This is a genomic window from Roseibium sp. (genome assembly GCF_039982295.1).
GTDB lineage: Bacteria > Pseudomonadota > Alphaproteobacteria > Rhizobiales > Stappiaceae > Roseibium.
In genome coordinates, this window is record NZ_JBDWYP010000016.1 from 76,073 (window position 1) to 101,583 (window position 25,511).

21 protein-coding genes are annotated in these 25,511 nt (G+C 57.7%); 15 read left to right on the forward strand and 6 right to left on the reverse strand.

What is annotated here, in order from left to right:
• Positions 1-12: 12 nt before the first annotated feature.
• The 3 genes from ABJZ52_RS03065 to ABJZ52_RS03075 are packed head-to-tail and all read right to left on the reverse strand — an operon-like array spanning position 13 to position 2,587.
• Complete coding sequence (locus ABJZ52_RS03065; protein ID WP_348189163.1) at positions 13-543, reverse strand: flavin reductase family protein; 531 nt, start codon at positions 541-543, stop codon at positions 13-15.
• Positions 543-1,433, reverse strand: a complete 891-nt coding sequence (locus ABJZ52_RS03070) for an aldo/keto reductase (RefSeq protein WP_348189165.1) — start codon at positions 1,431-1,433, stop codon at positions 543-545. The genes ABJZ52_RS03065 and ABJZ52_RS03070 overlap by 1 nt, the downstream gene beginning before the upstream one ends.
• Positions 1,433-2,587: an LLM class flavin-dependent oxidoreductase gene (locus tag ABJZ52_RS03075; RefSeq protein WP_348189167.1), complete on the reverse strand. Its 1,155-nt coding sequence runs from the start codon at positions 2,585-2,587 to the stop codon at positions 1,433-1,435. The genes ABJZ52_RS03070 and ABJZ52_RS03075 overlap by 1 nt, the downstream gene beginning before the upstream one ends.
• 106 nt (positions 2,588-2,693) lie before the next feature.
• On the opposite strand from ABJZ52_RS03075, the gene ABJZ52_RS03080 reads away from it, so the two are divergent.
• The 7 genes from ABJZ52_RS03080 (at position 2,694) to ABJZ52_RS03110 (ending at position 10,659) form a co-directional block, all read left to right on the forward strand.
• Positions 2,694-3,404 carry a GntR family transcriptional regulator gene (locus tag ABJZ52_RS03080; protein ID WP_348189169.1) on the forward strand — a complete coding sequence of 237 codons (711 nt, stop codon included), beginning with the start codon at positions 2,694-2,696 and terminating at the stop codon, positions 3,402-3,404.
• Between the two features lie 10 nt (positions 3,405-3,414).
• Positions 3,415-4,536 carry a Gfo/Idh/MocA family oxidoreductase gene (locus ABJZ52_RS03085; protein WP_348189171.1) on the forward strand — a complete coding sequence of 374 codons (1,122 nt, stop codon included), beginning with the start codon at positions 3,415-3,417 and terminating at the stop codon, positions 4,534-4,536.
• A gap of 172 nt (positions 4,537-4,708) precedes the next feature.
• Positions 4,709-7,084, forward strand: coding sequence for a heavy metal translocating P-type ATPase (locus tag ABJZ52_RS03090; RefSeq protein ID WP_348189173.1), 2,376 nt, complete (start codon positions 4,709-4,711; stop codon positions 7,082-7,084).
• Positions 7,085-7,094: 10 nt separating this feature from the next.
• Positions 7,095-7,490, forward strand: a complete 396-nt coding sequence (gene cueR, locus ABJZ52_RS03095; protein WP_348189175.1) for a Cu(I)-responsive transcriptional regulator — start codon at positions 7,095-7,097, stop codon at positions 7,488-7,490.
• On the forward strand, positions 7,480-7,899 hold the full coding sequence (locus ABJZ52_RS03100; protein ID WP_348189177.1) for a cytochrome c: 420 nt from the start codon (positions 7,480-7,482) through the stop codon (positions 7,897-7,899). Before cueR ends, ABJZ52_RS03100 begins: the two co-directional genes overlap by 11 nt.
• A gap of 266 nt (positions 7,900-8,165) precedes the next feature.
• Entirely contained in the window at positions 8,166-9,761 is a 1,596-nt protein-coding gene (locus ABJZ52_RS03105) for a PAS-domain containing protein (protein WP_348189179.1), read from the forward strand.
• Between the two features lie 16 nt (positions 9,762-9,777).
• On the forward strand, positions 9,778-10,659 hold the full coding sequence (locus ABJZ52_RS03110; RefSeq protein ID WP_348189181.1) for a response regulator: 882 nt from the start codon (positions 9,778-9,780) through the stop codon (positions 10,657-10,659).
• Here ABJZ52_RS03110 and ABJZ52_RS03115 read toward each other — a convergent pair.
• Positions 10,611-10,826, reverse strand: coding sequence for a DUF3329 domain-containing protein (locus ABJZ52_RS03115; RefSeq protein WP_348189183.1), 216 nt, complete (start codon positions 10,824-10,826; stop codon positions 10,611-10,613). The two genes, ABJZ52_RS03110 and ABJZ52_RS03115, sit on opposite strands and share 49 nt — an antisense overlap.
• A 183-nt stretch (positions 10,827-11,009) precedes the next feature.
• Here ABJZ52_RS03115 and ABJZ52_RS03120 point away from each other — a divergent pair, with 183 nt between their 5' ends.
• The 4 genes from ABJZ52_RS03120 to ABJZ52_RS03135 all read left to right on the forward strand — a co-directional run bounded on the left by ABJZ52_RS03120 (position 11,010) and on the right by ABJZ52_RS03135 (position 16,064).
• The gene (locus tag ABJZ52_RS03120; protein WP_348189185.1) at positions 11,010-11,729 is read left to right on the forward strand and encodes a TIM barrel protein; all 720 of its coding nucleotides are present in this window, start codon (positions 11,010-11,012) and stop codon (positions 11,727-11,729) included.
• Positions 11,730-11,847: 118 nt separating this feature from the next.
• Complete coding sequence (locus tag ABJZ52_RS03125) at positions 11,848-13,167, forward strand: ferredoxin reductase family protein (RefSeq protein ID WP_348189187.1); 1,320 nt, start codon at positions 11,848-11,850, stop codon at positions 13,165-13,167.
• A gap of 249 nt (positions 13,168-13,416) precedes the next feature.
• On the forward strand, positions 13,417-14,736 hold the full coding sequence (locus ABJZ52_RS03130) for an FAD-binding oxidoreductase (RefSeq protein WP_348189189.1): 1,320 nt from the start codon (positions 13,417-13,419) through the stop codon (positions 14,734-14,736).
• Positions 14,737-14,741: 5 nt separating this feature from the next.
• Complete coding sequence (locus tag ABJZ52_RS03135; RefSeq protein ID WP_348189191.1) at positions 14,742-16,064, forward strand: FAD-binding oxidoreductase; 1,323 nt, start codon at positions 14,742-14,744, stop codon at positions 16,062-16,064.
• A gap of 311 nt (positions 16,065-16,375) precedes the next feature.
• On the opposite strand, the gene ABJZ52_RS03140 is transcribed toward ABJZ52_RS03135, so the two are convergent.
• Positions 16,376-17,287 (reverse strand): LysR substrate-binding domain-containing protein, encoded by a 912-nt coding sequence (locus ABJZ52_RS03140; RefSeq protein ID WP_348189203.1) that lies wholly within the window; start codon positions 17,285-17,287, stop codon positions 16,376-16,378.
• Between the two features lie 216 nt (positions 17,288-17,503).
• Here ABJZ52_RS03140 and katG point away from each other — a divergent pair, with 216 nt between their 5' ends.
• The gene (gene katG / locus ABJZ52_RS03145) at positions 17,504-19,687 is read left to right on the forward strand and encodes a catalase/peroxidase HPI (RefSeq protein ID WP_348189193.1); all 2,184 of its coding nucleotides are present in this window, start codon (positions 17,504-17,506) and stop codon (positions 19,685-19,687) included.
• Between the two features lie 63 nt (positions 19,688-19,750).
• Here katG and ABJZ52_RS03150 read toward each other — a convergent pair whose 3' ends face one another.
• Positions 19,751-20,089 (reverse strand): hypothetical protein, encoded by a 339-nt coding sequence (locus tag ABJZ52_RS03150; RefSeq protein WP_348189195.1) that lies wholly within the window; start codon positions 20,087-20,089, stop codon positions 19,751-19,753.
• A 310-nt stretch (positions 20,090-20,399) separates the two neighbouring features.
• Here ABJZ52_RS03150 and ABJZ52_RS03155 point away from each other — a divergent pair, with 310 nt between their 5' ends.
• From ABJZ52_RS03155 to ABJZ52_RS03165, 3 genes are all read left to right on the forward strand, one after another.
• Complete coding sequence (locus ABJZ52_RS03155; RefSeq protein ID WP_348189197.1) at positions 20,400-21,485, forward strand: DUF2336 domain-containing protein; 1,086 nt, start codon at positions 20,400-20,402, stop codon at positions 21,483-21,485.
• A gap of 151 nt (positions 21,486-21,636) precedes the next feature.
• On the forward strand, positions 21,637-23,997 hold the full coding sequence (locus ABJZ52_RS03160; RefSeq protein ID WP_348189199.1) for a mechanosensitive ion channel family protein: 2,361 nt from the start codon (positions 21,637-21,639) through the stop codon (positions 23,995-23,997).
• Between the two features lie 474 nt (positions 23,998-24,471).
• Positions 24,472-25,350 carry a LysR substrate-binding domain-containing protein gene (locus tag ABJZ52_RS03165; protein ID WP_348189201.1) on the forward strand — a complete coding sequence of 293 codons (879 nt, stop codon included), beginning with the start codon at positions 24,472-24,474 and terminating at the stop codon, positions 25,348-25,350.
• Positions 25,351-25,511: the final 161 nt, after the last annotated feature.

Here is a 25,511-nt window from a genome sequence, read left to right on the forward strand (position 1 = left end):
GCGCGCGTCCCGTTATTTGTCGTCTGCAGCCGGATGCGCGGCGTGGCCGAGCTTGCCTGCAAAGAATGTCAGCGCGTTGCCCTCACGCATTTCGGCACGAACAACCCGGCCGAGCACGATCAGATGGTCTCCGCCTTCATAAGCCGCAACCCGGGCGCATTCGAAACGCGCCAGGCAATTTTCGATCAAAGGAACGCCCTGTTCATTGATCGAATGTCCGAGATTTTCAAAGGCATGGGCGTTTTTGGCAAAGCCCTGGCAGAGTTCACCCTGCTCATGGCTGAGCACATGAATGGCGTAGTGTTCGGCTGTCTCGAAATAACTGAAGCGTCGTGAACCCTTGTCCGGCGCCCAAAGCACAAGTGGTGGATCCAGGGAGACCGAAGAGAAGCTGTTGGCTGTGATGCCGACCGGGCCGTCCTGCGAGGCCGTGGTGACCACGGTGACGCCGGTGGCGAACCTGCCGAAGGCATCGCGAAGCAGGCGGGTGTTTTCGGTGTCCGGGGCGAAGCTGACGGGATGGCTGCTGTTCTGCATGTTCATCAGGGCACCTCTGTTCCAAGGGCGGCTTCGTAAAGCCGGTACCAGCTTTCACGGTCGAGCTTTACCTTGAGCGCGTCAGAAATACGCCCGATCCGGTCAAGGTTGTTTGTCCCCATGACCGGGATCAGACGGGCCGGGTGGGCGAGCAGGAAGGCAACGGCAACTGCAGACCGGTCGACGCCAAAGTCTGCGGCCAGTTCATCCATCACGGTCCCAAGCGCACCTTCGTCCTTGATCAGGGTGCCGCCGCCAAGCGGCGACCATGCCATGAGCTTGGTGCCGAGCCTTTGATGGAAAGCGAGATCGCCATTGGTGAAAGGGGAAATCTCGCCGAGGCTGATCTCGATCTGGTTGGTGACCAGTGGCGTGTTCATGGCGGACTGCAGCAATTCCCAGTCCCACGGGCGGAAGTTGGAAACGCCGACGCTGCCGACCTTGCCGCTCTTGACGAGGGCGTCGAGTGTCTGACCCGTCTCGTGATGATCCATCAGGGGATCAGGGCGGTGGATCAAAAGCAGATCGATATGTTCGATCGCCATGTCCTTGAGTGACATCTCTACGGATTTTTCGATGTGCGCACGTGAAGTGTCGTAATGTTTCACCTTTGCCGAGGCATAGCGGCCCATCGGCGCGACGATGTCGCATTTGGTGATGATTTCCATCTTGCCGCGCAGGGAAGGGTTGGCCTTGAGAGCCGCGCCCAGGATGGCTTCCGCCTGATAGCCGCCGTAGATGTCGGCCTGATCGAAGCTGGTAATGCCCTGATCGAGACAGCTCTGGATCTTGGCTTCTACATGGGCGGGCGAGGTGTCGACATCATCGCCGATGCGCCACATGCCATAGACAAGCCGGCTGAGTTCCAGCGCCGGTGAAAGGGGAATGCGGTCCATTAGCGGCGAACTCCGTTTCCAAGTGGCGTGGCCGGCGTTTGCGCGGGCACCCGACCATAGGCATGTGGCAGGGAGCAGGTTTTCATGTTCGGCAACACGCGGGAGCCGAAATGTTCTGCTTCTTCAATGTGAGGGTAGCCGGAGAAGATGAAGGCCCGAATGCCCATCTTCTGGTAAGCTTCGATTTTCGACATGACCTGGTCTGTCGATCCGACAAGGGCGGCGCCGCAACCAGACCTGGCGCGGCCAACACCGGTCCAGAGGTTCGGTTCTATGTAGCCGTACTCATCAGCTATTTCCCGGTTCTTGGCCTGGTGGCTTACGCCAAGAGAGCTGGAGTCGAGAGCACGTTCGCGAATGGCCCGGCCATAGTCGTCATCCAGCTTGGAGACGATATAGTCGGCGTATTCCTGCGCTTCTTTTTCCGTGTCGCGCACGATCATGTGGACCCGCAGGCCATAGTCGAGAGTGCGGTCATACCGTTGGGCCACTGCGTTGACCGCCTTCATGCGACCTTCCAGTTCCTCGACCTTCTCCGGCCACATCAAATAGACGTCGCAATGCTCGCCGCACAGTTCCAGAGCGTCTGGCGAATAGCCGCCGAAATAGAGCAGTGGGCCGCCTGTCTGATAAGGGCGTACCGGATCGGTTGTCAGTCCGGAGAACTGGTAGACATCGCCCTGATGGTTGATTTCATCCTGGGTCCAGGCCTGCTTGAGGATTTGCACGACTTCGCGTGAGCGCTGATAGCGGTAGCTGCTCTCCGCCTTCTCTCCGGGGAAATCGGAGCTGATGATGTTGACCGTGAGCCGACCCTTCAGCATGTGATCGAGTGTCGCGATGGTACGCGCCAGCATGATCGGCTGCATCTCGCCGCAGCGCACGGCAGCGAGCATGTTGATGGTTTCCGTGATTGGTGCGCAGCCGGCCACGAATGACAGCGTGTCCTGCCCAACCTGATACGAGGACGGGCAAAGAATGTTGCGGAAACCCTGTTTTTCAGCCGTCTTCACGATGTCCGAGCAATGTTCCCAGGAAGAACGCAGATGGCCCTCGGGGGCACCCAGGAACTGGTAGTCGTCCGAGCAGAGCGCGGCGAACCAGGATACCTCGGCTGCGTCCAGATCTGCTGATGTGACCGGCACGACTGTCATGCGTGAATTCCTCCCGAAAGGACTGTTGCTTTTTTTCTTGCGTAGCAGGAGCATTGATGTAAATCAATAGTGTATCAATTTCGAAAGCGACAGGTCGACGCAACCCATGGCGGGGGCTCCCCACAATCCCAATGCACTGCCGATCTACATTCAGATCAGCGAGCTTCTGATCCGCGATATTGCGGCAGGGCGGCTGATTGACGGCGAGCGTTTGCCTCCAGAACGGGATCTGGCCGCTGAGCTCGGGACCTCTGTTGGCACCCTGCGCAAGGCGCTTGCGGAACTGACCAAAAAGGGCCTGCTGGAGCGGATACAGGGGTCGGGCAACTACATTCGCCAAAAGGCACAGACTGAAAGCGTCTATGGCATGTTCCGGCTGGAGCTGCCGGAAGGGGGCGGGCTTCCGCGCGCCGATGTGCTCGAGGTTTCCCATCTCGAAAAGCCGGAAAGTCTGCCAGCATTCGGGACGTCCGATTTTGCATCACGAGTGCGTCGTCTGCGCTACCTGAATGACACGATCATGGCGGTGGAAGAAATCTGGCTGGATGGCTCGGTGGGAGAAATCCGCCCCGAGCAATTGTCGGATTCGCTCTACCATTACTATCAAAAGCAACTGGGTTTCTGGATCACGCATGCGGAGGACAGGGTCGCCATTGGCACGGTCCCTGACTGGGCTCCTGATGCTTTCGAAAAGCCGGTAGGGACCATCACCGGCTTTATCGAGCGTTATAGCTGGGCGGAAGCGGCTGAGCCCATCGAATTTTCCCGAACCTGGTTCGATACGGACAAGGCGCTCTACGTGCAGCGCCTGAAATGAGGAGTTGAGTATGTCCGGCACGATAAACTACGGCGTCATTGGCTGTGGGATGATGGGGCAGGAGCACCTGCGCAATATCGCCTTGCTGGCGAATACGCGCGTTGCAGCGATCTATGAGCCCGATGAGGAAATGGCCAGACGTGCACTTGAGTTTGCGCCTGATGCCGTACTATCTCCTTCCGTCGATGCGCTGCTGGAGGTCGATGAGCTGGACTGCCTTCTGATCGCCAGCCCGAACCACTGCCATGTGTCCCAGATGGAGGCGATCCGGGCCCGCCGGCCATTGCCGCTCCTGGTCGAAAAGCCGCTGTTCACCGACTCTGCCGATTTGGCTCAGATCGAGGCCTTCAAGGCGACCTATCCGGCTCCAGTCTGGGTGGCGATGGAGTATCGCTTCATGCCGCCTGTCTCAGCGCTCTTGCAGCAGGCAGAAGAGGCTACGGGCGGTATCCGCATGCTGACGATCCGTGAGCACCGTTTTCCGTTCCTGGAAAAGGTCGGCAACTGGAACCGTTTCAACCGCTATACAGGCGGTACTTTTGTCGAAAAATGCTGTCATTTCTTTGATCTGATGCGATTTGCACTGAAGTCGGAACCCGTGCGCGTCATGGCGTCTGCGGCTCAGTCCGTGAACCATCTGGGCGAGGCTTACGGCGGCGAGACGCCTGACATTCTCGACAATGGCTACGTAATTGTAGATTTTGAAAATGGCAGCCGGGCGATGCTGGAACTTTGCATGTTTGCAGAAGGGTCCCGGTATCAGGAAGAGATTTCAGCCGTTGGTCCTACGGGCAAGATCGAAGCTCTGGTTCCAGGACCTGGCCGCTTCTGGCCGGAAAACCTGGGTGAACCTCCGGTCCCCCAGGTGATCGTCAGTCCACGTGATCCAAAGGGACCGCGCAGTCTGGAAATTCCGGTGGACCCGGCGCTCCTGGATGCAGGCGATCACAACGGCTCGACCTTTTATCAGCATGAGGGTTTCCTCAGAGTGGTACGCGGTGAGCAGGCGCGACCGGATGTTTCTCTCGATGATGGCCGCATGGCTGTACTGATGGGCATCGCCGCGCAAGAGTCCGCCCGCACGGGGCAGGCGATCATGCTTGCAGACAACCCGAAGCAATCAGCGGCCTAGTTATAGGCGGCGCGTCGAAGGTGCGGCGTCTTCATCTGAAGCCAGAGCGGACCGGCAGTTTGGCCGGTCTGTTTTAGACCTTCTGGCGACTGCGGTTTTTTGCGCCTTGACCTTCCAGTAGCTGGAGGCCCTATCTGTTTCCTGAACATGCTTACAGGAAATGGCTCAGGCAATGAACCGCGAAGACAATAGCGAAGAAGACGCACCTCATACCGCATGTTGCGGAGGTCACGAGGGGCAGCCGTCCGACCCGGGCGTGGTGGCCATTGATCCTGTTTGCGGCATGACGGTGAAGCTGGGTGCTGGAAAGCCGAGCCTTGCCTACAAGGGCAGGGACTATCATTTCTGCAGCCAGAAATGCCACGATCGTTTCGATGCGGACCCTTACTTCTTCCTGTCAGGCAACAACGGGCGAAGGCCGCAGAAAGCGGCAGCCAACGCGCTGTTTACCTGTCCCATGGATCCGGAGATTGTTCAGGAAGGGCCGGGAACCTGTCCGATCTGTGGTATGGCACTGGAGCCCATGAGCGGTGCGTCCGATGAGCCTAACCATGAGCTGATCGATTTTACGAGACGCTTGTGGGTCAGTGCGCTGGCAGCGGTGCCACTGCTCTTCCTGACAATGGGGCCGATGACGGGGCTGCCGATCCGCGAAACTCTCGGTGAGACCACTTCTGTCATCATTGAATTTTTGCTGGCAACGCCGGTGGTTCTTTGGGCTGCAGCTCCGTTTTTCCAGCGTGGCTGGACCTCGCTGAAAACGCGAAATTTCAACATGTGGACGCTGATCATGCTCGGCGTCGGCGCGGGCTATCTCTACAGTACCGTTGCAACGTTTTTCCCCGGTCTGTTCCCTGGCGCCATACGAGGCGATAGCGGCCACGTGCCGGTCTACTTTGAGGCGTCGGTGGTGATTGTTGCGCTGATTTTCGTCGGTCAGGTGCTTGAGCTCAGGGCGCGTGAGAAAACAGGGGATGCGATACGGGCTTTGATGGATCTTGCGCCCAAAACGGCGCGCCGGATTACACCCGAAGGCCATGAATATGACGCGCCGCTGGAGAACATTCTTTCAGGCGACAAATTGCGCGTGCGCCCCGGTGAAAGCGTGCCGGTCGACGGTGAGGTTCTTGAAGGGCGCTCATCGGTGGATGAGAGCCTGATCACCGGGGAGCCTGTCCCTGTTGAGAAAGAGGCGGGTGATCCGGTCACGGGTGGCACGATCAACAAGAACGGCACGCTGGTCGTTGAGGCGGTTAAAGTTGGCGATGAGACGGTTCTGGCGCAAGTCGTTGACATGGTGGCGACCGCGCAGCGCTCGCGGGCTCCGATCCAAAGCCTTGCGGACAAGGTAGCTTCCTATTTCGTGCCGGCGGTGGTTGCCATTGCCGTGATTGCATTTGCTCTTTGGTGGGCGGTCGGGCCCGAGCCGGCGTTTACCCATGCCGTTGTTGCCGCCGTCTCCGTGCTGGTCATTGCCTGTCCTTGTGCTCTCGGTCTTGCTACGCCCATGTCGATCATGACGGCGACCGGTCGTGGTGCGCAGGCTGGCGTCTTGATCAAGGAAGCTGCGGCGCTTGAACGACTGGCGCAGGTCGATACGCTCGTCGTCGACAAGACCGGAACCCTGACGGAGGGGCGACCTGTCTTGAGCGATGTGGTTTGTCTAGGGGCTGCCAGCGAAGAGGGGCTGCTGACCATTGCGGCCAGTCTGGAGGCGGGGTCGGAACATCCACTTGCTGAGGCAATTGTTGGCGGTGCCGAGGAACGCGGTATCAAGGCGGGAACGATTGAGGATTTCGAGGCGATCACGGGCAAGGGAGTCATCGGTCGGCTGAAGGATGAGCCGGTGGCGCTGGGCAACGCTGTGTTGATGGCGGACCTTGGTGTCGACACGTCCGGTGCAGGAGGCGCGCCGACCGAACTTTCCGATGCAGGCAAGACCGTCATGTTCCTGACTCAGGCCGGTTCGCTGATCGGTTTTGTCGCTGTTGCCGATCGCATCAAGCCAAATGCTGCCGAGGCCATTCGTACTCTGGAAGCCGAAGGTTTCCACGTGATCATGGCCACCGGAGACACGGAACGTACGGCAAAAGCGGTGGCTGCAGAGGTCGGTATTGATGAAGTGCGCGCAGGCGTTTTGCCCGAAGGCAAGCAGATGCTGGTCGACGAGCTTCGCGCTGCAGGTCGATCTGTGGCCATGGCCGGAGATGGTGTTAATGATGCGCCGGCTCTCGCGGCTGCGGATGTGGGGATTGCGATGGGGACGGGGGCGGATGTGGCCGTGGAAAGTGCCGGCATCACGCTGCTTCATGGAGATCTCGACGGCATCGCCAAGGCAGGACGCCTGGCCAAGGCGACACTTGCGAACATCCGACAGAATCTCTTCTTCGCTTTCGTTTACAACTCGCTTGGTGTGCCGATCGCGGCAGGTATTCTTTTTCCGCTAACAGGCATGCTCTTGTCGCCGATGTTTGCAGCAGCGGCCATGAGTCTTTCATCAGTCTCAGTGATTGCCAATGCCCTGCGCATGCGCCGCCTGAAGTTGTGAGGAGGAGGTCATGAACATCGGCGCTGCTGCCGAACTAGCCAATCTTCCGGCAAAGACAATTCGGTACTACGAGGACATCGATCTGGTGCGCCCGGGCAGGCTGGACAATGGCTATCGGGACTATTCCGAGAGTGATGTGCATCGCCTGCGTTTTCTGCAGAGGTCGCGCAGCCTGGGCTTTACAATTGAAGAGTGCAGGCTCTTGCTGTCGCTTTATGACGATGACCACCGGGCGAGCGCTGACGTGAAGGCTATTGCAAATGCCAAGATCATGGAGGTCGACCGGAAAATCGTCGAGCTTCAAGGGCTCAAGGCGACCTTGAGCGCGCTGGCGCGCGACTGTCACGGGGACGACAGACCCGAATGCCCGATCATGAATGACCTTGCGGGGGAACATGAACAATAGGATTCCGATCGCCATTGCCGGACTGATGCTGGCCACCGGTTTGGTTTGGCGGTTTTTGGAAGCTCAGCCGGAGAGCGAGCCGGATTTTGGAACGCCTCTGGTCGACGTGCAGGTTCCGCAGCTCCAGGGGGAGGTAAGGGAAGGTAAGGCACTCTTCAATGAAAACTGCGCAACCTGTCATGGCGCCAACGCCGCTGGCCGGGAAGGTGTGGCGCCGCCGCTTGTTCATCGCATTTACGAGCCTGGCCATCATGGCGACGACGCATTTGTCATTGCAGCTTTAAGAGGTGTTCGCGCGCACCATTGGCCTTTCGGCAACATGCCGCCGGTGGACGGAATTACGCAGGAGGAAGTGTTCAAGATCACCGCGTATGTCCGTGCGCTCCAGAGGGCGAACGGCATTTTCTGACAGGACCTACTACCAGGTGATCCTGGCATGATTATTCGGTCAAAGTGCGTTTACTGCACGCGATGGATGCGTTTTGAGTATGAGTGCCGCAGAGTTTATTTTTGATAATTTTGTTTGTTATTAGAATTTTTGACAGTGAACTTTCTTTCTTTTTTTGGGATGCTTAGGTACTTCTTTCAGTAGTTAATTATGTAAATTCTGTATTTAGAAATAATTTTATTTTTCACGTCAGATTTCCTTTGAAAGCTGCTTATGGGGAGATCGATGTGCCACATTTTCTACACGAGGAATGCGATCCATGGGTCCTTTTGAAGTGCTTGGCGTCAAGTGTTCATCAGGGAATTACGGTCATCGACAAAGATCTCAATCTGCTCCTTTTGAATCACACTGCACGAAAGTTGTTGGATCTTCCGGTTGACCTTCTGGTTGATGATTCGAGCCTTGCCAATGTCTTCCGATACAATGCTCAGCGCGGAGACTATGGCCCTGGAGATCCGGAAGAGCAGGTTGCTGATCGGATCGAGTTGGCCAAGCGATTCGTTGCCCATGATTTCATTCGCGAGCGTCCGGATGGAACTGTCCTGCGTGTCCAGGGCAGCCCAATGGATAACGGCGGCTTCGTGACAATCTATACGGATGTCACACAGGAAAAGTGCCAGGAGGAAGCGCTCAAGAATGCGCGGCAAAGGTTGGAAGGCACGCTGACGCAGCGGGATATCGAGCTGAAAACCAGCCGAGATCTGATGCTTAACACGCTCAACACAATTTCAGACGGCGTGGGTGTCACAGACAAAGATGGCTACCCGATGCTCGTGAACGACAAGCTGCGCGAAATCTACCCGGAGGTGGACAGGATAACCGAGGAAGGCGGCACCATTCTTGATGTGATCCGGACCGTTTTTCCCGACGAACCCGAGCGTCCGATCGACAACTTTCTCAGCGATCCGGACATGTGGGCCGAGCGGGAGTTTCCGGATGGCAAGTGGTACAAGGTCACCAGGGCGCGCACTGTCGATCAGGGGATGATCTCTGTTTATTCTGACGTGACTTCCTACAAGCAGCAGAATGAGGTTCTCCGCAACCACACTGACGAATTGGTGCGGCTGCTTGGCCGGGAAAAGAAGATGACGGGGATACAACGCGAATTCGTGTCGATGGCCTCGCATGAGTTCAGAACCCCGCTGGCTATCATTGACAGCAACGCGCAAAGGCTGAAGCGCCGGATCGACAAGCTCGAGCCTGAGGTTGTTCTCGAACGCGTCGAGCGCATTCGCGAAAGCGTCGAGCGCATGCAGTACCTGATTCACCGCTTTCTTGACTTCTCACAATCCCAATCGGGCGAGATGGAGCTGGAAATCAAGAGTGCGCCGTTGCGTCGGTTGGTGGAGACAGTGTGCTCACATCATCAAAGCGTAGCCAAAAAGTTCAAGATCCACGCGGATATTGCCGAACTGCCAGAGACTGCCGAGATCGACCGCGGTCTTATTGAGCAGTGTCTTTCGAACATTCTCTCGAACGCTATCAAATATTCCCCCGAACGCAATGACATCTATGTTTCCGGCCATGAGGACGAGGATTTCGCGGTGATCTCCGTGCGCGACGAAGGCGTCGGTATACCTGAGGACGAAATTCCGAAGATCTTCAATCGCTATTTCCGAGCCTCGACGTCTAGCGGAATTGCCGGAACGGGAATCGGGTTGAACATGACGGAAATGATTGTCTCCAAGCACTCCGGCAAAGTCGACGTGGAAAGCCGGGTCGGTGAAGGCACAACGGTGACACTGAAATTGCCGATCAAGGCGAAACGTAAAAAGCGAATGTCCGAAGTTCAGATTTCGGGCGAGCTCGCAGGTGTAATTTGACGGAGGAGCTAGAATAATGTCGGAAAAAGCGACAATTCTCTGCGTTGAAGACGAGGCGATGTTGCTCGAAGACCTCAAAGAGGAGCTCGAGGACGCAGGTTATCGTGTGCTTACTGCAGAAAACGGGACAGAGGCGATGCGTATTTTACGCAAGGAAAGGCCCAATCTGATCCTTTGTGACATGATGATGCCGCGCATGGATGGTCCGACGATGTTGAAACACATCCGAACCAATCATCCCAAGCTGAGCGATGTGCCGTTCGTTTTTCTAACGGCCAAGGCGACCCGGGAAGATCTGATCGAAGGTAAGCGCCTAGGTGTCGATGACTATCTGACCAAGCCGGTGGATTATGATCTGCTCTTGGCGACGGTGGAGGCGAGCCTGGGCCAGATTCACAGGATTGAAGAACGCAACAAGCAGAAGCTTGTGCAACTCTACAACTCATTTCAAAAGCAACGGCCCAGTACGAGCGATAAGCTTCGTGTGTCGTTCGTGACATCGAAGCCGACGGCGATCCTTCCCCTGACAAATGCGCTTGCCGAGTTGGGATGCGAGGTCTCCATGATCCCGGAAGAGCAACTTGCGCAGAAGGACTTCTCGGTGAAGGATATCGATATCCTGTTTCTCGTCTACAGCCGGATCGTTCACTACTATCTGAAATTCGTGGTCAGCGGACGGCCCAAGAATTGGCAGGGCGAGATGGTCCTTCTCGCGCCGCAGAATTTTTCACCCGATCAGAAGTCGTCGCTCAGCGAAGGTGGTATAGAAGACTATATCGAATATCCCTATCCGCCGGTCGAGATCTTCAAGTTGGTTCTGAAGCGCATCCAAAATGGCGGGAAGGCGGCTCAGCACTCATCTGCGGGCGGGGAGGCGGTGTCCTCATCGGCCTTGTAGCTGACGAGAAAGGTCCAGACCGCATAGCCTGTGATAGCAAGGGTGATCCAGCCCCAGCTGTTGTTGCCGTGATAGAATTCGAAACCGGCCCAGGCTGCGCAAAAGGCGATGATGGCCAAGCGGCGCCAGAGTGGTTTGAAGAACGGGTTTTCGGTATCGGAGATCATGTTCCACCTTGCTGTCTGGGCGCCTAACGTAGACGATCATGCATTGAATTGCACCTTGCCCGGCCTCCTTTGTGCAGGTTCTTGAAGACCTTCGCCGACTGTGTGACCTTGCCCTTCGCAGAGTTGGGGAGGGCAGTCTTGCGATTTTCGGCAAATCTCGGTTTCTTGTGGCACGAGAGGCCTTTGACTGAGGCCATAAGGCTTTCTGCAGCGGCAGGGTTTGATGCGGTTGAATGTCATTTCCCGTATGAAACAGATCCGGCGGAGGTGCGTGCGGCGTTGACGGGCGCGGAGTTGCCGATGCTGGCTCTCAACACCTTCCCCGGAGACCGAGACGCAGGGGAGTTTGGCCTTTGTGCATTGCCCGGACGTGAGGAAGATGCGCGCCGCGTCATCAGTCAGGCTGTCGACTTTGCTGCGTGGATCGGTGCGCACAAGGTGCATGTCATGTCTGGGCTGGCGCGCGGAGAGAAGGCGCATCGCGCCTTCGTTTCTGCGTTGCTATTTGCCTCCGACCTGGCCGCAAAGGCAGGGCTGACGGTGTTGATAGAACCGATCAACACACGGGATGTCCCCGGGTATTTCCTGAACACTACCGATCAGGCGTTGGAGATTCTTGCGGAGATCGACCGGCCAAACGTGAGGCTGATGTTCGATTGTTATCATGTGCACATCATGGAGGGAGATCTTGCTTCCAGGTTGAAGGCCTGCATGCCGATGATCGGGCACATCCAGATCGCTGCGGTGCCCGGAAGAGGGGAGCCGGATCAAGGAGTGATCGATTATGTCGAGGTCATGAAACAGCTTCGGCAGCTCGGCTATGACGGTTTCGTCGGTGCGGAGTACAGGCCGCACGCGACAGTTGAAGAGGGCCTTGGCTGGATGCAAACACTTCGGATTTGATCCGGGCTGATTTGATCAATATCATCGACCTTCACCTGAAACCCGCGATGAATGGAACGACCTTCGGACACTTTGTTCTCGTGAAGGTGGTCGTTGTATTCCAAGTTGAGGGGAGTTCATGCGCGGTATCTGGCTTATTGCAATCTATCTCGGAATCATTGTTCTCCCGTTGATCCTGGCCGCAACCGGGGCAAAGCAGCCAAGGCCGGTTTGGGATGAAATTGCGTCAGGTGCCGGAATGGTTGCATTCGCGATCCTGCTTGCGGAGTTCTTGCTATCTGGCCGGTTTCGCGCCATCTCGGGCGGTGTCGGCATGGATGTCACCATGCGGTTTCACCAGCTGCTTGCCCGTTCTGCGCTGGCCTTGGTGATTGTACATCCCTTTCTCTACACGACGCCTTTTGGCTGGGCCTTGCCATATGACCCAAGCCGGCAATTGACCCTTGTGCAGCCGGGGTTGGCGCTGGTCGCTGGCACTGCAGCCTGGATTCTCCTGCCTGCCTTCGTACTGGTTTCTATTGCCCGATCGGATCTCTTCAAGCGCTATGAAAACTGGCGCTGGGCGCATGGTCTGGGGGCCGCGCTGATCGCGGGGTTGAGCTGGTATCATGCGACGCAGGCGGGCAGGTACTCGTCTGACCCGGCGCTTTACTGGCTGTGGACGGGCCTGTTCACGATCGCGATCCTGTCGCTTGCCTCGGTATATGTCCTGCGCCCGGTTGCAAAACTCCGGCGACCGTGGACAGTCTCTGGTATCAGCAAGGCCGCCGACCAGACATGGGCGGTCGACCTTGAACCGATCGGGCACGAAGGTGTTAGCTATAAAGCTGGTCAGTTCTTCTGGCTCAACATCGGCCACAGCGTATTTTCACTCTCGGAGAATCCCTTCTCGGTGGCCTCGGCGCCTGCGCAAAAAGGCAAGCTTTCTTTCGTGATCAAGGAACTGGGCGACTTCACGTCAACCCTGGGCAGCATCCCCCAGGGAACTAGTGCCTATGTTGATGGGCCCTTTGGTCACATGACGATCGAGGGACGGCATGAGCCGGGTATCGGTCTTGTCGCTGGAGGTGTCGGCATCGCACCGATGCTGTCGATCTTGCGTGAGCTGGATGCGACCGGCGACACGCGGCCCGTCAAGCTTGTGTATGGCAATCGCAACGAGGGGCAGATAGTGGCGAGTGAAGAACTCGATCGCTATGCTCAACGCCCGGACGTCGATGTGGTCCATGTGGTTGCTGAACCTGGCCCTGACTGGTGCGGCGAGACCGGGATCACCGATGCAGCCTTTATCAGGCGGCACTTTGGCCGTCCTGAGCAACGGGACTGGCTCTACGTTCTGTGCGGACCTCCTGCGATGATGACCGGCGCAGAAGAGGTTCTCCTTGGCCTGGGTGTCGCCCCTGACAACATTTTATCGGAGCGCTTTACCTATGACTGATCGCGAACCGGACAGGGGCGTCAGAACGCCGACACGCAATCGACGAATGGTTCGTTTTTGGTGGTGGATGAATGGTATCGCAATCCTCGCTCTAATTGCCTTTGCGTCACGTGGGGTCTTGGCGTTCTAAAGGGCAATTGCTTCGGCGATTTGCCTTGCCAATGGCTGGAATCCGGTTGAAAGTCAGGGCCTTCGCGTAATCCAAGGCGCGGATGAGACCCGTTAGACCCTTGAACCAGGTCCGCCTGAATGCTGTCTTCTCTCGACCTTCTGACCGCAAATGACGCCCGCGGTGTTCATGCCCCTTCCTATTATGCGGCAACAGCAAATCGCCAGACAGATCACCCTGAGCTGACAGGTGACGTGAGCTGCGATGTCTGCATCGTTGGAGGTGGTTATACTGGCTTGTCGAGCGCGCTGCATTTGGCCGAGCGCGGCTTTGACGTCGTCCTTCTGGAGGCGAATCGGGTCGGCTGGGGGGCGTCCGGTCGCAATGGCGGTCAGGTCGGCACCGGACAGCGGGTCGATCAGACGGTTCTGGAGAAACGTCATGGTCTTGAACAGGCAAAGGTTCTTTGGGACCTGGCGCTCGAGTCCATGGATGTGACGCTCGCCCTGATCCGCGAGTACGGCATCGAATGCGACTACAGGCCCGGCGTCCTGCATGCGGACCATCGCAAGGACTATGTGCCGGAGACCAAGGCCTACGTTGAGCAACTGAATACGGTCTATGGCTACGACAAGGTTCGTTTTGTTGACACAGACGAAGTCCGGCAGATGGTCGGCAGCCCCTGCTATCACGGCGGTTCACTCGACATGGGCTCAGGACATGTTCATCCGCTCAATCTGGCGCTCGGCCTTGCAGGCGCTGCCGAAGCGAAAGGCGCGCGGCTGTTCGAGACCACGCGCGTTTTATCCTACACGCCGGGCGAGACGGTTACGGTGAATACGGAACAGGGCGTCGTGCGCGCCAGGCATCTGGTGCTCGGCTGCAATGGCTATCTCGGCAAGTTGGACAAGCAGACGGCGGCGCACGTATTGCCGATCAACAACTTCATCGTTGCGACCGAGCCATTGTCGGATGCCGATGCGAAGGCGTCGATCCGTGACAATGTGGCGGTCGCCGACAGCAAGTTCGTCATCAACTACTTTCGGCTGTCGGCGGACAATCGCATGCTGTTTGGCGGCGGCGAAAACTACGGCTATCGCTTTCCCGAAGACATCAAGTCCTTCGTGCGCAAGCCGATGAGCGAAATCTATCCGCAGCTCAAGGATGTGCGCATCGACTACGGTTGGGGCGGGACGCTGGCGATCTCACCCAAGCGCATGCCGTATTTTGCGAGAATTCATCCGAATGTTCTGAGCGCATCCGGTTATTCCGGTCATGGAGTCGCCATGGCGACCTTTGCCGGCAAGGTGCTGGCCGAGGCGGTTGATGGCACGGCCTCGCGGTTCGATGCTTTCGAGCAGATCGGCGTGCCTGCCTTCCCGGGCGGTGACAAGCTGCGCTACCCGCTGCTGGTCCTGGCGATGACCTGGTACTCGCTGCGCGACAAATTGGGAATCTGAGATCCATGGCGCATATCGGCGAACAGGATGGGATTACCATCGGTAGCTATTGGGAAGCCTCTGTCGGTGAAATCAAGGAAGACCGGCAGCTGGTCGGAGAGGCGCGCTTCGATGTCGCCATTGTCGGCGCGGGCTATACCGGCCTTTCGGCGGCTCTTCGGCTGGCCGAGGCCGGGCTTTCGGTCTGTGTCCTTGAAGCCAACCGGGTTGGCTGGGGGGCATCCGGGCGCAACGGCGGTTTTTGCTGCACGGGCGGAACCAAGCGATCCGACGCCCAACTGATCTCGAAGTTTGGCTTGGAGGAAGCCAAGCGCTTTCTGGCTTATCAGCTTGAGGCCATCGATACGGTCGACGACCGGCTCGCCCGCTGGAACCTGGATGCGGATCGTCACTCGAAGGGCGAGGTCATCCTTGCTCACCGGCCAAGGGATTATGCCGGTTTTGCTGCGGAGGCTGCCTTCCAGAAGGAGACCTTCGGTATCGAGGCTGCGGTTCTTGGGCCTGATGCCCTGAAGGAGCGCGGTCTTGGCGGCCCCGAGTTCCATGGCGGTCTGCATCTGCCTTATGGCTTTGCGCTCAATCCGATGAAATATGTTCAGGCTCTGGCGGCGCAAGTTCGGCGCCGTGGAGGCAGGATCTTTGCGCATACGCCTGTCACCCAGTTTGAGCAGGAAGGGCCGAACTGGCGGCTTGCGACCCGTTATGGCAGCGTGCAGGCGGAAAAGGTCATCCTCGCAGGCAATGGCTATTCCCGAGAGAATGCGCCGAACTGGCTGAACGGCAGGTTGCTGCCGGTGATGTCCTCGGTTTTGGTCACGCGTCCATTGAGCGATGGGGAGCTGAACGAGCAAGGCTGGACGAGTGATCTGATGGCCGCCGACACCCGCATCCTGCTGCACTATTTCCGCCTCCTGCCGGATCGGCGGATGTTGTTCGGCACCCGTGGCGGCATATTCGAAACTCCGGACAGCCTCAAGGCCATGCGGGCTCGAAGCAGGGCCGATTTCGACAGGATGTTCCCTGCCTGGGCTCATGTGGAAGCCGACCACCAATGGCATGGCCATGTGTGTCTCGCGCGGGATCTTAGTGCCTATGTCGGCGCCGTTCCGGATATGGATGGAGTCTTTGCGTCGCTGGCTTATCATGGCAGCGGCATTGCGATGTCGTCACTCTCTGGCGAAAAGGTTGCGGATCTGGCGCTCGGCCGGATCAAGCAGTTAGATTTGCCTGCGGTGATTTCCAGGCCCTTGCGCAGATTTCCATTTCCTGCCCTGCGCCAGGTCTATCTGCAGGGTGCCTACTGGGCTTACGGGCTGAAGGATCGCTGACGCGCGCGCGTTCAGACCGACGCGCGTTCTCGAAAGTCGTTTTGCCTCACCTCCCATACCGTTTCGTGTCCGCAGATCGAAGCGTTTCTATATGCCCTGGGCACGGTATGAGGGAGGTTGGGGCAACTGGCCGGCCACTGCTTTCCCTGCTTAACCAGGGAGCCGGTACTCACGGGCGGTGCTGCGTGGTCCGCGAGGTTTTGGCATATTGGCCTCGGATCTCCGTCGGGCAAGGAGGGAGCGAGGCGCATGCAGCTTACTCGCTTTCATCATCCACGGGCATGTCTCGAGTAACCTCTTCTCGCTGTTCGCTAGCTTGCCAGCTTGCAACCGGCTTCGCTCACGGTTGTCCGAAGGGTCTCCAGCAAGGTTTCGAAATCCTCCTTGCGGGGGGAAGACTTGCGCCAGACGAGGCCGACGGTGCGGGCAGGCTGGGGGCTTTCAAAGCGTTGCAGAACAACCCGTTCGTCGCGCACTTCCACCTCGGCGCAGATCTCGGGCAGAAGCGTGACGCCATAGCCGGCGGCAACCATCTGCATGACGGTTGAAAGCGAAGTGGCGCCCAGGGCGTTCTTGCCCGGAGCCGGCAGGTTCTGGCAGTAGTTCAGCGCTTGATCCCGCAGGCAGTGACCTTCCTCCAGAAGCAGCATGTTCTCACTTTCCAGGTCCCTGGCCGAGACGCTGGTCGCAGCGTCATGGCTGCTGTCTGCCTTGCGGGCCAGGAGGAAACGGTCGGTGAAGAGCGGTTCGCTGACCAGCGCCGGATGAAGGACCGGCAGGGCAACGACGATGGCGTCCAGGTCACCTGCCAGAAGCTCCTGGGTCATGGGATCAGTCAGGGTTTCGCGGATTGTGAGCTTCAGATCCGGATGGGAGACGCTGAGCGCCGGCAGGATACGCGGCAGAAGATAAGGCGCGATGGAGGGAATGATGCCCAGGCGCAAGGGGCCGGCAAGAGGCTGGGACATTTGGCGGGCATAGTCGGTGAGATCCCGCACGTCGGTGAGAATTTTGCGCGCGCGTGCAGCGATTTCCTCGCCCTCCCGTGTCAGGCGTACTGAGTTGGGCTGGCGTTCCACCAGTTTGACACCCAGCTCTGCCTCCAGATCCTTGATCTGCATGGAGAGGGCGGGCTGGGAGACAGAAACCGCGTCGGCTGCTTTACGGAAATGCAGATGTCTGGCGAGGGCTTCAAGATAACGAAGTTGGCGAAGAGAGATCATGGTCAATAAGATAATCTGATCGTATCTTAGAATCAATCCAATTGGACCTGATCGCTGACCAGGCCTATCTTTTGCTCAAGCCACTGGAGGTGCATCGGACCGAATGGGTTTCGGTCAATGCATGGACGGCACCATCCGCATGACATTCTGTCATGGCAGGGTGGGTTCGGTCGGCGCAAGAAATTTGAGACTGTCGATAAGGATTGGAGAGGAACTATGACCGCTAAGCTGAAAGATGTGAATGACAGCTCCGGCAAATGCCCGGTGATGCACGGTGCCAATACGGCTGCCGGCGTGGCAAACACCGATTGGTGGCCGAACGCCCTCAACCTCGACATCCTGCATCAGCATGACACGAAGACCAATCCGCTGGGCCAGGACTTCGACTACCGCGCGAAGCTGAAAAGCCTCGACGTGGACGCGTTGAAGAGTGACCTGCGTTCCCTGATGACTGACAGTCAGGACTGGTGGCCTGCTGACTGGGGACACTACGGCGGCCTGATGATCCGCATGGCCTGGCACGCGGCCGGTTCCTACCGTCTGGCCGATGGCCGTGGTGGCGGGGGCACGGGTAACCAGCGCTTCGCACCGCTGAATTCCTGGCCGGACAACGTCAGCCTCGACAAGGCACGCCGCCTTCTGTGGCCGATCAAGAAAAAGTTCGGCAATGCCATTTCCTGGGCAGACCTGATCATCCTTGCGGGTAATGTGGCCTACGAGACAATGGGCCTCAAGACCTTCGGCTTTGCCTTTGGTCGCGAAGATATCTGGCATCCGGAAAAAGACGTTTACTGGGGCGCCGAGAAAGAATGGCTTGCGCCTTCCGACGAGCGCTATGACGACGTTGATAACCCGGAAACCATGGAAAACCCGCTTGCTGCCGTGCAGATGGGCCTGATCTATGTGAACCCGGAAGGTGTCAACGGCAAGCCGGATCCGCTCAAGACTGCGGCTCAGGTGCGCGAGACCTTCGCCCGCATGGCCATGAACGACGAGGAAACCGCGGCTTTGACCGCCGGTGGTCACACGGTCGGCAAGACCCACGGCAACGGCGATGCTGAAGCTCTCGGTGCAGAGCCGGAAGCCGCTGGTATCGAAGAGCAGGGTCTTGGCTGGAGTAATCCGAACCAGAAGGGCAAGGCCGCCAATGCGGTGACTTCTGGTCTGGAAGGCGCTTGGACAACCCACCCGACCAAATTCGACATGGGCTTCTTCGATCTCCTGTTCGGCTACGAGTGGGAGCTGAAAAAAAGCCCGGCGGGTGCATGGCAGTGGGAGCCGATCGACATCAAGGAGGAAGACAAGCCGGTTGATGCGACAGATCCTTCTATCCGTCACAATCCGATGATGACCGATGCAGACATGGCCATGAAGGTCGACCCGACCTATCGCGCCATCTGCGAGAAGTTCATCGCCGATCCAGCCTATTTCCAGGACACTTTTGCCCGCGCATGGTTCAAGCTGACCCACCGCGACATGGGGCCGAAGGTTCGTTACATTGGTCCGGAAGCACCGCAGGAAGACCTGATCTGGCAAGATCCAATCCCCGCCGGTTCCACGTCCTACGACGTCGATGCCATCAAGGCGAAGATTGCTGCCAGCGGACTGAGGCTTTCCGAGATGGTCTCCACTGCCTGGGACAGCGCCCGCACCTATCGAGGATCCGACATGCGCGGCGGCGCCAATGGTGCCCGCATCCGTCTGGCACCGCAGAAGGACTGGGAAGGCAATGAGCCAACCCGTCTGGCCAAGGTGCTCGGCGTTCTGGAAGGCATCGCCGCCGAAACCGGTGCAAGCGTTGCGGACGTCATCGTTCTGGCCGGCAACGTGGGCATCGAGCAGGCTATCAAGGCTGCGGGTCTCAACGTCACGGTTCCTTTCGCACCGGGCCGCGGCGACGCGACTGACGAAATGACTGACGCTGAGTCCTTCGAGCCGCTTGAGCCGCTTCATGACGGTTACCGAAACTGGTTGAAAAAGGACTACATCGTCAGCCCGGAAGAGCTGATGCTCGACCGCACACAGCTGATGGGTTTGACAGCTCATGAGATGACCGTACTGGTTGGTGGCATGCGTGTTCTGGGCACCAACTACGGCGGCACCAAGCACGGTGTCTTTACAGACCGTGAAGGGGCGCTGACCACGGACTTCTTTGTCAACCTGACGGATATGTCCAATACATGGGCCAAGGCGGCTGACGGGAATTATGAGATCCGCGACCGCAAGACCAACGACGTCAGGTGGACGGCAACTCGCATGGATCTGGTGTTCGGATCGAATTCGATCCTGCGCTCTTATGCCGAAGTCTACGCCCAAGACGATGCCAGCGAGAAGTTCGTCAAGGACTTCGTGGCTGCCTGGACCAAGGTGATGAACGCGGATCGGTTCGACCTGGCCTGATCAGCTGGCTTTGATTGCGATATTGAATTGGGCGGCCTTTCCGGGGCCGCCCTTTTTGCATGTTCAAAACAAGGTCTGAAAGCTGGGTTTTAAAGATCCGTGGAGCGTCGATCCGGATGGCTGTGTTGCCGGTGCCTCAACGATGATGTCGCGCCGCGCCTCATGCATCCAATAAAGGCTTATCAGGTGTGAACAGCTTTCGAGAGACTTGAGCCCGTCCTGCGACCGCGGATCGAGATGGACAGTGCATATGTCCTGCGTGTGCGTGCTGCTTTTCGGGCAGACATGACGGTTCTGCCAAGGCGTCGCTAGATGGCCGATGAACACCAGGCCAGCGTCGGCGGGCGTGTCTGCCGACTCTCGGACAAGCGTTTTTTCGCCGACTTTAGCGGAAACAGCCATGATTTGATCTTTTCAAGTTGGCATTGAATTGAGTGCCTTTGTCATGCTTCACGCAAGCCTGCAGGTTGAAACAACGGGAAACAAAAAAAATACCTCGGAAATATAACAATGAAACTCGCTGTCTGAACGTAGTAAAATTTCAGATTTCTTATATTTAATCAGTAAGTTAGGGTCTTTTTTGTTAATGCTGATAGAATTGTTTTCAAATTTTAGCAAAAGACAAATTTATTCCTTCCTTTTCCGTTTTTTCCTTCTTCAAAACTCATCTTCATGTTCGCCTGACGGAAACTTTTCAATCAGGTAATGCAGTATGACACAGGCGTTGAAAACCGAACTGGTTAACTTCCAGGAACTGGATGGCGGGGCAGACAGTTCTCGCAGCGCGGAATTGGCCCGTCATGTGGCAAGCCTGTTTGCCTACACCTCGGATCGCTGTACGGCGGAACAAGTTGACATTTACGACAGTGTCTTGTTGAGGCTGATCAGTATGGTGGAGGTCGAAGTCCGAAGCTTCGTTGCTGAACAGATGGCTGGTCTGCGACGGGGCCCGGAAGGGACTATCCGTAAGCTCGCTGAGGACGAAATCGTCATTGCAGAGCCCATTTTGCGACGCTCAACGGTACTTCGTGATGCTGATCTCGTCAGTATCGCGGAGAAAAAAGGCGATGGCCATCGCATTGCGATTGCGAAACGTGAAGTGCTGTCCGAAACTGTGACCGAAGTGCTGGTGAACCGCGGCGACGTGCATGTGAAACGTCAGGTCGCAGGTAATTCCGGAGCGACGTTCTCGGACCGCACCCTGATGAAACTGATTGGCGACTCGACGGCTGACGCGACCATTCAAATGTCACTGAGCGAGCGCGCCGACTTGGCAGAGCATCATATCAAACAGCTCGTCAGCGTTGCCTGCAAAGAAGTTCGCAAGGCGCTCGTGACGCGTGGCGAAATCGCCGATGCCGCGCGGCTGCCGGAAGCTGCCGACATCGCTGCTCAGCGCATGACTAACGAATACTGGCTTGCCCGGTATGACTTCGAGACGGCCCGCAACCGGGTGCTGCTTCTGGCGAAACGGGGCATGGTCACGGAAGCCACTCTGCGCCGCTTCGCCATCGAAGACCGGTTTCCTGAATCGGTCGCAGCCTTTGCCTGGATGGTTCGATGTGGGGTCGAAGAGGTCAGCCACTGGATGGTCCGTGCAGACCCGGAACCGTTTCTGATCATCGCCAAGGCGAGCGGTTTGTCGTCCATTACCGTCAATTCGCTGTTGTCCATCGGCCCTTGGCGCCATCGTCTGACACCGGAGAGCCGCGCAACATCCATGAGAACCTTTGACCGGATGAGCGTTGGCGAAGCCGAGCGCCGGATGGCGCATTGGGGTAATGTCATGCTGAACTAGCCGAATGAGGGCTTTGTCTATCAACTTGTTTGCGCACAACTTGTATTTCGACGGCGGTTCGGCAAACGGACCGCCGTTTCGTTTTGTCTGGACGTCATTCACCTGAAACCTTAGACAATTCAGAATGCCGGTGCGTCAAAGGGGGACGGAAATGACCATAAAGGCGGAAACGCTGCATCAAATGAGGCTTGAGCTTTCATCGCGCACGGTGGGGCTCTTGCTCTTGCTGTTGGTCGGCTTGTTCTGGATGCCCCTTTTGTCCTCCGGTGCCGATGCGCAGGGCGCGCTCAGCATCCTGACGGATCTCGCAAGCGATAAGACAGAAACATCGGCCCATGCAGAAGCAGTCAAACCGGCGACGGGGGAGGCGGTGACCGGTGCGAAAGAACCGCCTCGGACGATGGAGTTTTATGTCGCCAGGGCACTCAAGGCCCGCGATGTCGTCTTGCAAATCCTTCAGAGCGCTCCTGACCTTCATGAGACGATCGGCGCGACCTTGCGAGCCAAGGGCGGGCACGGCGACATGGGCTGGCTTTGGGCAACGTTGCCCGGTGTCGCTCTGGCTCTTGGCCTGGGCTTTTTGTGCTATCGTCTGGTGCTGATGTGGGGGCGAAAGCATTTTGCCCGTCGCTATTCCGAAGGCGTACAACAGCGTGCAGACAAACTCAGCTACCTGTTCCTGCGTGGCCTGCTCATGCTCGCCGGCCTGGTGGTCTATGTCGCGGTTGCGGGCCTTATTCTGCTGTTCCTGAACCGTGGACCGGTCAGCGCGCATCAGACGGCTATCGTAATTTTGAGTGTCACGACGGTGTTCATGGGGTTGCGGATTGTCTTCCTTAACCTGTTGGTGCCAAATGTGCCCAGTCACCGCGTGTTTGCCTTGTCTGACCAGGATGCGCTTGGCCTTTACCGGAGCTTGATTGTCGGAACTGCGGTTTCTGCTTTGGCGCTGGCCCTGTGCAACTGGATGGACAAGCTCGGCCTGCCGGAGGACGCCCACAAGCTTGCCCTGATTGCCTCGGCCCTGCTGTCTTGCCTGATCCTGACCGGGATCGCAGTGGTCTATCGGAATGTCATTGGAGCACTCATCCGCGGCGAAGCTGGCGAGCAGGCTCCCTTGTGGCGCCGGGTTCTGTCCAGGTCCTGGCATCTGATTGCTGCAGTTTATTTCCTTGCGGCCTGGGCGGTTTCTTCGATTCGGATCCTGCTGGACCTTCCTGACGCAACCGGCCTTGTGGTCGCACCTATGCAGGCGCTTCTTCTGGCGATCATCGCTTATGGGCTTCTGGTTCTGCTGATTGACCGCGTGTTGTTGCCTCGTCTCGATACGGCCGAGGTTCAGGCCTCGCTTGCTGCAGACATCGAAAGGGCGGAAGCCTCCGACGGAGAAGAAGATCTGGATTCCCAGGGCACCCTGGCACAAGCCCAGGCAGAAGCGGCGGACCTGGAGGCGCATCGCTCACCATTCCGCCATCTGCTCGATCATGGCGCGTCCATTCTCTCCTGTTTTGGCGGTCTCGTGATCCTCGCCCGCCTTTGGGGCGTGTCGATCACCGATGGGTCGACCTATATTGGCGGGATGATCGAAATCCTGCTGATCATTTTCCTCGGCTACATGGCCTACAAGGCCGTGGAAGTGGCTATTGATCTTCGGATTGCCAAGGAAGGGCCGGGCGAGGAAAAGGACGAGGAAGCCGAGGTCGGGGGGGCAGGCGAAAGCCGGATCGCCACCCTTCTGCCCATCTTTCGCAACTTCCTGCTGATCACGATCGTGGCGATTGCGGCGATGGTGGTCCTGTCCGAGATGGGCGTGAACATCGCGCCGCTCTTCGCAGGTGCCGGTGTGGTCGGGCTTGCAATCGGTTTTGGCGCTCAGACCCTTATTCGGGACATTTTCTCGGGCGCCTTCTATCTCCTCGATGATGCCTTCCGGCGCGGTGAGTATATAGACATCGGCAGCGCGAAGGGCGTGGTCGAAAAGATCTCGATCCGTTCCATGCAGTTGCGGCATCACCGCGGCGCGCTGACGACCATTCCTTTCGGCGAGATCCAACACGTTGAAAACTTCTCTCGTGACTGGGCGATGATGAAGCTGGCCTTCCGCGTGACCTATGACACGGACGTCGAAAAGATGCGCAAGATCATCAAGAAATTCGGCCAGGAGTTGCTGGACGACGAATACTACGGACCGATGTTCCTCCAGCCGCTGAAGTCACAAGGCATCCTGGCGATGGAAGATTCGGCGATGATTGCCCGCGTCAAGTTCATGACCAAGCCGGGCAAGCAGTTCGAATTGCGCAAGGTTGTCTATGCCGGGTTGCAGGACCTGTTTGAAAAGAATGGCATCAAGTTCGCCCACAAGCAGGTTACCGTGCGTGTGGCAACCGGCGATGAGGAAGATGGACAGCAGCCAGGCGATGCCGCCAGGGCCGCCGCTGCGGGAGCTGCTGCAGCCGGTGCGCTTGATGAGGTGGCTCAGGGCGGCGGAGATGATCCCGCCGATCAGCTCTAGTCGATAGCCTTTCGTCGATATGTTAAGCCGTCGCCCGGGATTTGCCAGGCGGCGGTTTTTTACCTCTAGGCTTTCCAGATGGGTTTTGCGAGTTCGCGGCGCAGGCTTTCGCGGTCGTAACCGGCGTCGTTCAGGACGCTGTCTGGTTGTCCTTTCAGTTCGCGTTCCAGTTTTCTTCGGCTTTGCCACCGCTGGTGCCACAGGGTCAAACACGACCTTGCGGTCTGGATCCTGCTGGCTGCCTCAACGTCTGGAAGGGTGCGGATTGTGTGAGGAATAGTAGACTGTTTGTCGTCGCTAGCCACAAGGGTCAGATGAGGCCCTGACCGAAGCGGGGCTGGCTTGAGGATTGGATTTCTATCTGATTTTAAAGCTTTGTGTTGCATTCTCTTTTCCTTTCTGCAGGTATCATGTCAGGGGAGCGGGTTTCGAAAAACCGAATTAAACTCGCCAATATGTGAGGAAAGGGAACTGATGGTACGCAGACTGCTGCCACCACTATCTGCTCTGCCTGCCTTTGAGGCCGTGGCGCGACTCGGCTCCATGAAGGCTGCTGCCGACGAATTGGGACGAACGCACGGCGCGATCAGCAAGCAGGTGGCGCATCTCTCGGAGGATCTCGGAGTTCCGCTTTTCGCCAAGCAGGGTGTTGGGGTCGTTCTCACCAAGGAAGGGCGTGACTTCGCGGTCACCGTGGCTGACGTCCTTGATATATTGGCCGAGAGCCGCTCGCATTTTCATCGGCGCGCAGATGATGCGGTGATTGAGATTGGTATCAGTGCGACCTACGCGATGCGGTGGCTGATGCCACGCATGCCGGATCTCTATCAGTCGGTGCCCGGCATCGAGCTGAGTTTTCGAATGACCGGGCGAGAACAGATTCCCAATCACGATCTCGATCTGATCCTGACCTGGGACCGTTTGAACTGGTCCGATGGGTTTTACGAGGACCCTGACATTCGGACATTGGGGGATGTGTCCTTCGGTCTGGCGCACGCCCCTTCGGTAACGCTTGAAAAGACTGCGACCGGATATCATTGCGACACGCGTTTTCTTCAGGAAATTGCACCGCACACCTGGGCAGGCTGGGAGGATATGGCCGACATTCGCGTCTCGGCGGAACACGACCGGGCTTTCCCGCATCTTTTCCTTGCTATTGAAGCGGCTGTGGCCGGGCTTGGTGTTGCGCTTGTGGAGAAGCGGTTGGTGGCGGATGAACTCTCCTCAGGACGCCTTGTCGCTCCTTTTGGGTTCCATCGTATAGAGCGTGGCTTTGGTGCGATCGTAACAAGCCGAGGCAGGGATCGTGGCAAGGTTCAGGCGCTTTTGGACTGGCTTGAGCGTCAAGACTGAGCGTGTTTTGGGGGCGACTAACTGAACCGCCCCGGGTTTGCCGGAGGCTCCAACTCCTGAGTAGGATGGAGCATCATGAGCAAAACGACGAACAAGTTTTCCGCTGAAGTACGTGAACGAGCAGTCCGCCTTGTTCTGGATAATGAGAGCCAGCACGGGTC